This is a genomic window from Cuspidothrix issatschenkoi CHARLIE-1, from assembly GCF_002934005.1.
Taxonomy (GTDB): domain Bacteria; phylum Cyanobacteriota; class Cyanobacteriia; order Cyanobacteriales; family Nostocaceae; genus Cuspidothrix; species Cuspidothrix issatschenkoi.
Genome location: NZ_PGEM01000087.1, coordinates 1 through 9,924 on the forward strand (window position 1 = coordinate 1; position 9,924 = coordinate 9,924).

10 protein-coding genes, 2 pseudogenes and 1 riboswitch are annotated in these 9,924 nt (G+C 37.5%); of the genes and pseudogenes, 7 read left to right on the plus strand and 5 right to left on the minus strand.

Features of this window, described 5'->3' with window-relative positions:
* Nucleotides 1-13 precede the first annotated feature (13 nt).
* The gene (locus tag CUN59_RS12720; protein WP_104388226.1) at nucleotides 14-781 is read left to right on the plus strand and encodes a hypothetical protein; all 768 of its coding nucleotides are present in this window, start codon (nucleotides 14-16) and stop codon (nucleotides 779-781) included.
* 12 nt (nucleotides 782-793) lie between these two features.
* On the opposite strand, the pseudogene CUN59_RS12725 reads toward CUN59_RS12720, so the two are convergent.
* A pseudogene (locus tag CUN59_RS12725) lies at nucleotides 794-1,093 on the minus strand (ATP-binding cassette domain-containing protein); the annotation flags it as partial.
* Nucleotides 1,094-1,453: 360 nt separating this feature from the next.
* Nucleotides 1,454-1,567: riboswitch (cyclic di-AMP (ydaO/yuaA leader) on the plus strand.
* Nucleotides 1,568-1,717: 150 nt separating this feature from the next.
* On the opposite strand from CUN59_RS12725, the gene CUN59_RS12730 reads away from it, so the two are divergent.
* Nucleotides 1,718-2,371 carry a universal stress protein gene (locus CUN59_RS12730; RefSeq protein WP_438501817.1) on the plus strand — a complete coding sequence of 218 codons (654 nt, stop codon included), beginning with the start codon at nucleotides 1,718-1,720 and terminating at the stop codon, nucleotides 2,369-2,371.
* Nucleotides 2,372-2,431: 60 nt separating this feature from the next.
* Here the strand turns inward: CUN59_RS12730 and CUN59_RS12735 are convergent, their stop codons facing one another.
* Nucleotides 2,432-3,508, minus strand: a complete 1,077-nt coding sequence (locus tag CUN59_RS12735) for a RuBisCO accumulation factor 1 (protein ID WP_104388197.1) — start codon at nucleotides 3,506-3,508, stop codon at nucleotides 2,432-2,434.
* A 57-nt stretch (nucleotides 3,509-3,565) separates the two neighbouring features.
* Nucleotides 3,566-3,721 carry a hypothetical protein gene (locus tag CUN59_RS21440; protein ID WP_165790195.1) on the minus strand — a complete coding sequence of 52 codons (156 nt, stop codon included), beginning with the start codon at nucleotides 3,719-3,721 and terminating at the stop codon, nucleotides 3,566-3,568.
* A 38-nt stretch (nucleotides 3,722-3,759) separates the two neighbouring features.
* Between CUN59_RS21440 and ubiE the strand changes: the two genes are divergently transcribed.
* A complete protein-coding gene (gene ubiE / locus CUN59_RS12740) occupies nucleotides 3,760-4,449 on the plus strand; it encodes a bifunctional demethylmenaquinone methyltransferase/2-methoxy-6-polyprenyl-1,4-benzoquinol methylase UbiE (protein WP_104388198.1) in 690 nt (229 codons plus the stop codon).
* Nucleotides 4,450-4,748: 299 nt separating this feature from the next.
* Nucleotides 4,749-5,981 (plus strand): DUF445 domain-containing protein, encoded by a 1,233-nt coding sequence (locus CUN59_RS12745; protein ID WP_104388199.1) that lies wholly within the window; start codon nucleotides 4,749-4,751, stop codon nucleotides 5,979-5,981.
* Between the two features lie 99 nt (nucleotides 5,982-6,080).
* Here the strand turns inward: CUN59_RS12745 and CUN59_RS12750 are convergent, their stop codons facing one another.
* Entirely contained in the window at nucleotides 6,081-6,266 is a 186-nt protein-coding gene (locus CUN59_RS12750; RefSeq protein WP_104388200.1) for a hypothetical protein, read from the minus strand.
* 597 nt (nucleotides 6,267-6,863) lie between these two features.
* Here CUN59_RS12750 and ccmP point away from each other — a divergent pair.
* The 3 genes and pseudogenes from ccmP (at nucleotide 6,864) to CUN59_RS12770 (ending at nucleotide 8,644) form a co-directional block, all read left to right on the plus strand.
* Nucleotides 6,864-7,505 carry a beta-carboxysome protein CcmP gene (gene ccmP / locus CUN59_RS12760; RefSeq protein ID WP_104388201.1) on the plus strand — a complete coding sequence of 214 codons (642 nt, stop codon included), beginning with the start codon at nucleotides 6,864-6,866 and terminating at the stop codon, nucleotides 7,503-7,505.
* Between the two features lie 17 nt (nucleotides 7,506-7,522).
* On the plus strand, nucleotides 7,523-8,332 hold the full coding sequence (locus CUN59_RS12765; protein ID WP_104388202.1) for a pentapeptide repeat-containing protein: 810 nt from the start codon (nucleotides 7,523-7,525) through the stop codon (nucleotides 8,330-8,332).
* Nucleotides 8,333-8,401: 69 nt separating this feature from the next.
* Nucleotides 8,402-8,644, plus strand: a pseudogene (locus CUN59_RS12770) (hypothetical protein).
* A gap of 66 nt (nucleotides 8,645-8,710) precedes the next feature.
* Here CUN59_RS12770 and CUN59_RS12775 read toward each other — a convergent pair.
* Nucleotides 8,711-9,466, minus strand: a complete 756-nt coding sequence (locus CUN59_RS12775; RefSeq protein ID WP_104388203.1) for a GDSL-type esterase/lipase family protein — start codon at nucleotides 9,464-9,466, stop codon at nucleotides 8,711-8,713.
* Nucleotides 9,467-9,924: the final 458 nt, after the last annotated feature.

Sequence of the window (9,924 nt, forward strand, 5' to 3'; positions counted from 1 at the left end):
ACTTTTTGGTTTACTGAATAAATCCGTACCTGCTAATGAGCCGGAAAATCCTCCACTACTACTATTTGCGAGTGGTGGTTTGGTTTTAGCTCTAGTTGCTGTAGTTGTCTATGGCAAGATTCTACTGCAACAGAGTGAGAAAAAACTGAAGTTTGAAAAATTTCGCACTAAGGAATTAGAGAAAAAACTGAAGTTAGCGTTGGAAACTATTCGCAAAATGGAAACTAATCCAGATTTAGTTCACTCCCGTGATTTTAACCTTGATTATTTGCGGATGCGAATGTCAGAGGAAGTATTTCATTTTGCATTGGTGAATCAAATTAAAATCAAGGTAAAAGAAAAAATTTCTCAAGCCTTGCGTCCTAGTCAAGCTGCCCAAGGGTCTGTAGGTGTTGCTAGTGTCGGTAAGCAGGTAGATGAAACCTTTGATGTGGAACATGAAACAGGTGTACCGCCTAATACTGTGAGACGAGTTTTATTCCGTGTGCAAATTCGGTTAACCAAGCTACCTACTCAGGCTACTTCTGCTACCATTAGCCAAATGATTGATTGTATAGAAACATATCTGAGTCCCAGAGAAGAGGATGATACCTGGCAGCCCACTATTCAAGGTCGAATTGTGTATATGCACTGGGATCAAAAGGCTAAACCGACACCATTACTTGTACTCGAACAATCTAATGAAGGGGTGAATGTAACATTTAGAACTAGCCGTCAAAGCCCAGTGACAACAAAACAGCAAGAAACTGATTCACCCCGTCCCGATCCAGTAAAAAAATAATTAGCACTTTATCTATTTTGGTATCGTGATTTGTGAAACTACATTTTGAGCATCACGGGTGAGAAGACCATCTTCCATTTCCACAATGTGATCGGCAATATCTAAGATCCGGTTATCGTGGGTAACTAATAAGATTGCTATTCCCTGTTCTTTAGCTAGACGCTGCATAATTTCTACTACATCACGTCCTGATTGTTTGTCTAATGCCGCCGTTGGCTCATCCGCTAATACTAAGGGGGGATGGTTGACTAGAGCGCGAGCGATCGCAATTCTTTGTTTTTGTCCCCCAGATAAATTATCTGGATAGTAATTATAATCCGTAATAAGTAAAACTTCACACCTGATAATCAGGCTGAATAAAGATAAACGAACCACTCCAGACACAGAGAACACAGACAGAAAAGTTTAAAAATTTGGCGCAGCCTCACAAAGAAATGGTATAAGAGGATAAAAGTATTTATTCCTAGAACCCCGACTTCTATATAAAATAATGTCAATAAGTTATTAATTATGCTGAAGTTAAAGTAAGTTAAATTCTTAAATTTTAGGAAAAATGGTAAAAATTAGCAACTAGGCTACTTAATACAAGCATATCCTCAATATTACTAAACTTGACTTTATCAGAAACTAGTGAAATAGTATTACTATATTTTTAGCGGGTAGCCTAATTTAAATTCATGAAAGCTGAATTTAAAACGGAGGAACCACGTATTTGGGGCTAATCTTTCAGAGAGACACCTTCCAGTCTTAGCCCGTCAGCTAACTCCGTCGGCAATGGAAGGAACTCCCAAAATCTTGGCTGTAATAACAGTTATCATTGGGTTTTCCTTAATAAATTTTAAATTTACGGATTCGGAATTTCAGCTAAATCCAAAATTTAAAATTGTCATCCCTGCTTCTCATTCGTCCATCGTTTCTAGGGAGAGAAGTAAAACTGTGAAAATTAAACCAATGTTAGCACGTTTACAAAGTGCTATAGGTCATGATGGCCTAATTGAAGAAATGGTATTATTACCACACATTCAAAAATCTTCTTCTCAAAGAGTGTCTGAGGCAAAATCAGTTAACTTAATTGTGGGCTATGATGGTTCACCTGAAAGTCATACAGCCCTAGATATTGCCTTTTGGATTTCCCATCAAACAACTTTAGCTACTAACAATCAAGTTACAGTTCAAGCTGTTTATGTAGTAGAAGAAAACTTTAATTATCAGTCGGTTGATATATTCAATTTACCTGAGCATCAACCTTCATTAGAACGGGAATTAAAAAATATATCCAAGCCTGTTAACTTCCTATTAACTCAACCTAAAGTCACAGCAATTTTACCGCATCTAGAAACAGAATTTAGAACTTCTCTCAAAGAAGCCGATAGAATTCTGTGGCAAGCAAAAACTTTAGCGGAAGAGTGGCAAGGTTCTTTTAAATCTCATTTGCGATTTGGTAACATTGCCCAAGAATTTAAAAAAGTTGTGCAATCAGAAAGCGCTGATATTCTACTTTTAGGCTGTCAATCTGGAGATCATCCGATGATAGAAAATCTAGGCAATAATTTTCCTTGTGCAGTTTTGGGGATTCCTAATTCTTTATAACGCTTTTTGTGATCACGGTTGACTGTTGTACGGGCGAACGGCCGTTCGCCCCTACTGCTATTATTCGTCAATCTGCCAAGCGTCTTTGGTAAAATCTTCATCTAAGACTTTTTTCGGACGAACTAAGACAATCATTTTTCCTAGTAGGGGAATATTTGGTGCAGTTTCAAACCATTGAAAGTCAATGCTTTCCCCATTATCAAAAACAAAGTAGTTGGAAATATCCCATTCTCTTTGAGCGCGATCTATGACGATCATGATCGGTTCAATTTTGTTTTGATGGGGGTTGGGGAAAATGTCGCTATTACCAATGACAACTACAGGATCTTCGGCATTTAATAGCACTTTCCACCCTGGTAATGCTACCCAAGCTTGTTCTCCTGCAAATTTAACAATCCGAAATGGTGGAATTTCTGTTATTAAGGGTACTGCTTTTAATTCCTGTGGTGTTAATGGTAATTCACCGACTACTGGTAACATCCGAGGTAAGTCTTCATCAGATTCCAGACGATAAAATGGCAGAATAGGCGCGGCAACTTTAGAAGTGACGCTAAAATCCATTAACAGTTGTTCTAGTTGTTTTCTAGCTGTTTCTGAATAGACAAAGCGTAAACCTTTAGCTATTAAACGCGATCGCTCGGTGAGGTCAGATTTTTGTTTAGCATATTTCCAGGATTGATAGGCGATCGCATCTCCTGGATGTTTACTGAAACCTTCTGGTAAATTAGGAAACCATGAATAATCTTTAACTGCTTTGGCAATATCCCTAACTACATCTGCATCTAGCTTATATTGATAGGTTAAATCGGCAGTGGTAGCACGGTCTTCTTGAGTTAGTCCGCGTAATTCATATAACACATCACTGCTTTTAGTCCGGTAATATGCCAAGGTTTCCGGTGATGATCCACATTTTTCCATGGAACTGTAAACCTGAGAACCAACAATCACCTGATTTTGTTGAATAGGTTCAAATCCAGTGGCTTCAAAGATATCTTGAGGATTATAACCGTTTTTTTGCAAGTAGGCGATCGCTTGTCCCCATTCTACCCAGTTCCCTAGTTTTTGTCTGAGCTTGACTAATAATTCTTCGGCTGTATGCTGTTGAGGACTTTGAGGGGTGGGTTGTATTTCATTCATAATTGTTGACTGTCGACTGTTGACTTATACTCTATACTCTAAGTTGAGTTTCTAGTTTTATAGTGAAAGTGATAATGGGGAAAGTTGGTTAGGACAAGATCCATTAACACAACAAGCGATCGCTCTTGCTAGTGCTTCTTGCTCTTTGAATAAATAATGGTCAGTTGTCCATTGTCCGTTGGTTGCGGAAAATATCTTCTCCTTATTCTCCAAAACCTAACACCCAACACCCAACATCTAAAACCTAAAAAATGAGTAACGAAGTTAGCACCATATTTAACCGCATTGCACCAGTATATGACCAACTTAACGATCAATTAAGTTTGGGACTCCACCGAATTTGGAAAGAAATGACAGTGAAATGGAGTGAAGCTAAACCTGGTGATATGGGGTTAGATTTGTGTTGTGGTAGTGGTGATTTATCTTTTCGGTTAGCACGTCATGTAGGGATGACAGGCCAGGTTTATGGAGTTGATTTTTCTGCCAACTTACTGAATACTGCTCAACAACGCTGCCAAAATTACTATCCCCAACCGCCTATTACTTGGTTAGAAGCAGATGTCTTAAATTTACCTTTTGATAATAATTATTTTGATGCAGCCACAATGGGTTATGGATTAAGAAATGTTAAAGATATTCCTCGTAGTTTGCAAGAAATACATCGTGTCCTCAAACCTGGTGCAAAAGCTGCAATTTTAGACTTTCATCGTCCCAGTAATGAACAGTTACGATCTGTGCAACAGTGGTATTTAGATAGCTTTGTTGTTCCCATAGCCACTAACCTGGGGTTAAAAGAAGAATATGCCTATATTAGTCCCAGTTTAGAACGCTTCCCTATCGGTCAGGAGCAAATAAACTTAGCTCTGGAAGTTGGTTTTCTCCATGCCACACATTACCCCATAGCTAACGGTATGATGGGAGTATTAGTAGTAATTAGGTAATTGGTGATTGATGATTGGTGATTGAAATTAGGATGTAAAAGCAATACCTTGTCGATTTTCTGCTTTATTGGGTTAAGCGACAGCGCAACCCAACGTATTTGTTGGGTTTCATGCTATTGCTTCGCAACGTTAACACGAACAACCCAACCTATAAATCAAGGCTTTTTCCAATTTAGACCAGGTATTGAAAAGATAAAATAAATATTTTTTTTGACATTCCTGATCTAAGCAATTACGAATTACAAATTACAAATTACGAATTACAAATTACAAATTACCCATTACCTAATCCAAAAGCCGTGGATTTGTCGAAAGTTCTATTATACATATCACCGCCAATTCTCGGTGGACTGATTGGCTATTATACTAACGATATAGCCATAAGAATGTTATTTCGTCCCTATAAAGCTGTTTATATTTTCGGACGAAAAGTACCTTTTACCCCTGGTTTAATTCCTAGTAATCAGGAACGATTAGGACAAAATATTGCTAATGCGATTATGAAATCGCTGCTAACACCAGAAGAATTACAAAATCTGGCGCGTAAATTGCTGCAACCTGAGCGAGTACAAAGTGGAATTTTATGGTTATTACGTTTGGTAATTGACCAAATTAAAGGGGATAAAAACCCCCGTAGCACTGCTATTTTAGCTGGTATTTTACGTGATTTATTAGGTGAATCCTTACCCCGTCTCTTGAAGGTTTTAGCCCGTCAAGAAACATTTTTAGAAACACAAATTAACCAAATATTTGATAAAGTATTACTAGAATTTAGAATTAGTGAAGAACAGTCTAGTAGGTTAGCTGATTGGTTAATAGAAGTAGTTTTACCGCCGGATGCCTTACGACAAATTATAGTTGATTTTTTGACGGATCGGACAATTCAAACCGTTGATGAAAGCTTTCGAGAAAAAACCAGTGGTACTTATTGGGTAGTGGCAAATTTATTTGGTTTAAAAAATACTCTTACGCGGTTACGGACTTTTTGTTTAGATGAGAAAGAAGCAACTAATAAAAGGCTGGAAGAATTAATTAGAGACTTAAAAATGCGCGATCGCATTAAAGGATTATTACAAAATCTATCTTTACAAAATCTCCCCGTAGGTACGGTGCGTCAACTGCGAAAAACGATTAGAGATAGTGTCCGTCAATATTTACAAAATAGTGGTAGCGATTTACTTAAAGAATTAACACAATCGGCGGATTGGGAAAGAATTTCCATTGTATTATTAAATCGTTTAAGCAGTTCTCCGGTGGTTAATACTTCTCTAGAAGTTGTGGCGCGAGATTTAGCATTAATTTTAGAGAAATATTTAACTCAAGATTTAGAAGCAATTGTAGCTCAAGCAATTCCCATTTTATCCATAGATCAAGTAATTGTGGAACGAGTGAAAGCCACATCACCCGCAGAATTGGAAGATGCAATTGAAGGAATTGTCAGAAATGAATTACAAGCAATTGTAAGTTTAGGTGGTATTTTAGGCTTTTTTGTCGGTTTGTTCCAAGTAGGATTTGTATTTTTTACTCAATAGATATAGGTGATGGTTGACTGTTAACTGTTGTACGGGCGAAAGGCCGTTCGCCCGCCTCCTGTCTTCTAGATCAAAGGTTTACCCATGACCTATCATCTATTACCCTTCAGATTGTTGTTTACCCTTGGAGTCGCATTCCTTTTTCCAGCAGCGTTCTAAAAGTTGAATTCGCCAGAGAATGGCAAAGCGTTGGGGATTCCAGATCATTTGATTGTCACGGCTAAATAATGGCTGATTTAAATATTGCCAAAGAGGAAATTTAATTTTTGTGTGTTTGGGAGTCATAGGAGGAACAAGATACTATATAGTCATTTCGGCTTTAGTTGACAGTTTACTTGATAAATTTCAACTACTAATACCTTCACTATTTAAGCCTAAACTACTACGTAACAATTGTCTGTGTGGGAATTGCGGAATTTAAGAAAATTTTACCTTTACAAGTTTTAAAAAGATGCCACCAAATCCTGAATTTCTCGGTGGTAAGAACTTTAGCTAGGGGAAGACTAAATTAATATTTACTAAGTACAGCAATGTCACTCATTATTGCCTACTGTTTTTACTTATTTTTTGAGCGGCCATTTATGTCTAGTTTTTTGAAAAGGCGAAAAGTTAAGGAGTCCGTAATTTAACAAAATTCTTAGAAATAACTGCCGCATCAAAAATACAGCAGCAGTCGCTAGTAAAACCCTTTTGGTGCATCTAAAATATCTAATTCAGAAGAGTTTGGCTTTAAGGCTTACTTGTTTCATATTAATACTTATAAATAAAACATTCTCCAGCAGAGAAATTAATAATCACCAATTACTAAACCAGTCCACTTTAACGGTAAACTCATATATTGCAACAACAGACGTTTACCCTCATGACTGGAGAACTAAGACCTTGGGCATAGAACTACGCAGTTTCGTATTTCTAGACAACCTGCAACCTCAACACGCCGCATACATGGGAACAATAGCCCAGGGGTTCTTGCCATTACCGGGGGACACATCCCTATGGATTGAAATTTCACCTGGTATCGAAATCAACAAAGTTACGGATATAGCCCTTAAATCCGCTTCCGTTCGCCCTGGAGTGCAAATAGTAGAACGTTTATATGGACTTTTGGAAGTACATTCTAGCTCTCAAGGGGAAACGCGAGCCGCTGGAGATGCGATTTTAGCGTTTATAGGCGTGAAAAAAGATGACTGTATCAAACCTCGTGTAATTTCTAGCCAAATTATCCGTAACATTGACGCTTATCAAACCCAATTAATTAACCGTAGCCGTCGCGGACAAATGCTCTTAGCAGGAGAAACTTTATATGTATTAGAAGTTGAGCCAGCCGCTTATGCTGCTTTGGCTGCCAACGAAGCGGAAAAAGCCGCCCAAATTAATATTCTGGAAGTTCAAGCTGTCGGTAGTTTTGGCAGACTTTATTTAGGGGGTTCAGAACAGAACATTTTAGCAGGAGCGGCGGGTGCTTTAGCAGCAATTGAAAATTCACCAGGAAGAGAAAATCCTCAAGGGAAGCGGAACGAGTAAAGGAGTAGGAGTAAAAAATGGCAAATCAACAACATCTTAATTTATTACGATCTGGTGCGGTTAATTGGATAGAGTGGAGAAAGGAAAACCCACAAATTGAAATTGATCTTAGTAGTGCCAATTTATTAGGAGAAAACCTCCGAGGGGCAAATCTCCAAGGGGTAAATTTGAATAAAGTAAATTTAGCTCACGCTTTATTAGTGCGAACTAATTTTAGTTATGCTAATCTCAGTAATGCTATTTTGTATCAAGCAAAATTAATTGAGGCTAACTTGAGTCAAGCTAACTTGAGTATTGCTAATTTGAGTGGGGCGGTTTTAACACAGGCAGATTTAAGTTATGGAAATTTTATTGGTGCTGATTTGAGTACAGTAAATTTACAAAATTCTATTATTACTGATGCCAATTTAATTGGTACAGATTTACAAAATGCTAATTTACAAGATGCTGATTTAGCATCAGCCCAACTTATTCGCAGTAATTTAAGTTTTGCAAATTTGATTGCAGTTAATTTAATTACCGCTAATTTAAGTGAGGCGAATTTATATGAGGCCGAATTAATGACTGCTCACCTTTATCAAGCCAATTTATATAAAGCTAACTTAACTAAGGCTCATTTAGGAAACGCATTTTTATATAAAGCGAATTTGAGTGAAGCTAATTTAACGGATGCTGATTTAAGTTGGGCAAATTTGAAACGTGCAAATTTAGCCGGGGCAAATTTACAAGGTGCGAATCTTAGGGGAGCAAATCTTCAGGGGGCAAATCTCAAAGGGACAATTTTAGAGGATAAATTAGAATTATTAACACCAAAGAAATGCAATTAACGGTAACGAGGTAATATGTTAAAATAAAATCAACTGTAACAGACCAGATTGATACACCAGATTGATAATATGAATGCTCATAAAATCGAAACGTCCTTAACTGAAGATGGAACTTTGGTATTAAAAGGTTTACCTTTCCATGCTGGTGATGTTGTGGAAGTGATTATTTTATAACCTCAATCAGCACAACATCAAATTAAATCTCTAGAAACACAAAATACCAATCTTTATCCTTTACAGAATACTCAGCTTTACCGTGATGATGATCCTACTGAACCTGTAGCTTTAGAAGATTGGGAGTTTTTACAATGATTATACTTTTATTAATAACAAAATATGGCGAACATTTTGAAACATTATAAATCGCCAAAACCCTTTTTAAATAAAGGTTTCAAATTTTGCGTCGCCTAGAGTCATGAAAGAGGGATAATCAGCCTGACAGTGATATTGTGATAACTCTATCCAGTTAAGTACAGCTTCTAATAAGTCCTGATAACCGAGAGTGTTGGGGTGCAGTCCGTCCTTGGTCATGCGATCGCTTCTCCAAGCTTGACTACGTTGCATCCATTGATCGAAAATATCTAAATAGGGAATTTGTCTTTGTTCACAAGCTTGTCGTGTTGCTTCTTTGTAACGGTATTGGTCGGCATGATTGTAGAATAGACAATCAAGGAAAGGCATTTTGGCCTCATCTACGGGAACCATCCCCACAAATAAGACGGGACAAAGTTGTTGTGCTTGATCTAGTAATGTGGCGATTTCTGATTCAAACTTGCTAAAATCCGTGTAATTTCTCCCCGTTGTGCTTCTTAATCTGGGTGTATCGTTGACACCGACAGATAAAATAATCAAATCAGGAACACGATTGCGGATTTCGCCCCGATGACGAAATTCTACTTCTAATCGTTGGGAAATTTGCTGCGTGCGATCGCCCCTTACTCCCAAATTGTAAAGCACATGACCCACACTATCCGGTAACATCCACCACCGTCGTAATTGTTCCACCCAACCGCCTTTCTCTGGGTCACCGTATCCATATACTAAGCTATCTCCCAAGGCGACAATCTTTAAAGGCTGACCGAGTTTTGGCGATACAGATAATTGCATGGAGGTAGAAGTCTGAAAACTTGGCATTTTAAACAGCAATGTAATGGATATTTGGAGAAGATTCTATATATTTTTACACTACTATATGGTATATTTATGATCTTTTGACGGAATACTTGCCAATTTATTGATTCAGGAGTGAGAAGCACAATAGTTTTAGCATCTTGATTTTTATACCCTTTATCTGCCATCTGCTGTAATTCTCTGGATATCAAGAGATATAATTTAAGCTGAATTAACAAATTTCCATAATTTATTTTCATTATCATTTACTAAAAAAATCAGAATAAGTGTTACTTTTGAGCAAACCCGTATAAAAGATATCAAATGTTATATCAATTCTGTATGAAGATGGACAACAGCTTACCCCTCTGTAGTCCCCCTTGCAAAGACGGCAACTCCGGGAGGTAATAAATATGTGCAGCTTCACATAAAATTGGTATTAGTCAATTTCAGGTTCTTCCGTACCTGTTATGCCAAATATG

Bases quoted from the DNA above. Each gene is read 5' to 3' on its own strand.
- CUN59_RS12735 (WP_104388197.1), bottom strand. From the start codon at position 3,508: ATGAATGAAATACAACCCACCCCTCAAAGTCCTCAACAGCATACAGCC.
- ubiE (WP_104388198.1), top strand. From the start codon at position 3,760: ATGAGTAACGAAGTTAGCACCATATTTAACCGCATTGCACCAGTATAT.
- CUN59_RS12750 (WP_104388200.1), bottom strand. From the start codon at position 6,266: ATGACTCCCAAACACACAAAAATTAAATTTCCTCTTTGGCAATATTTA.
- CUN59_RS12765 (WP_104388202.1), top strand. From the start codon at position 7,523: ATGGCAAATCAACAACATCTTAATTTATTACGATCTGGTGCGGTTAAT.
- CUN59_RS12775 (WP_104388203.1), bottom strand. From the start codon at position 9,466: ATGCCAAGTTTTCAGACTTCTACCTCCATGCAATTATCTGTATCGCCA.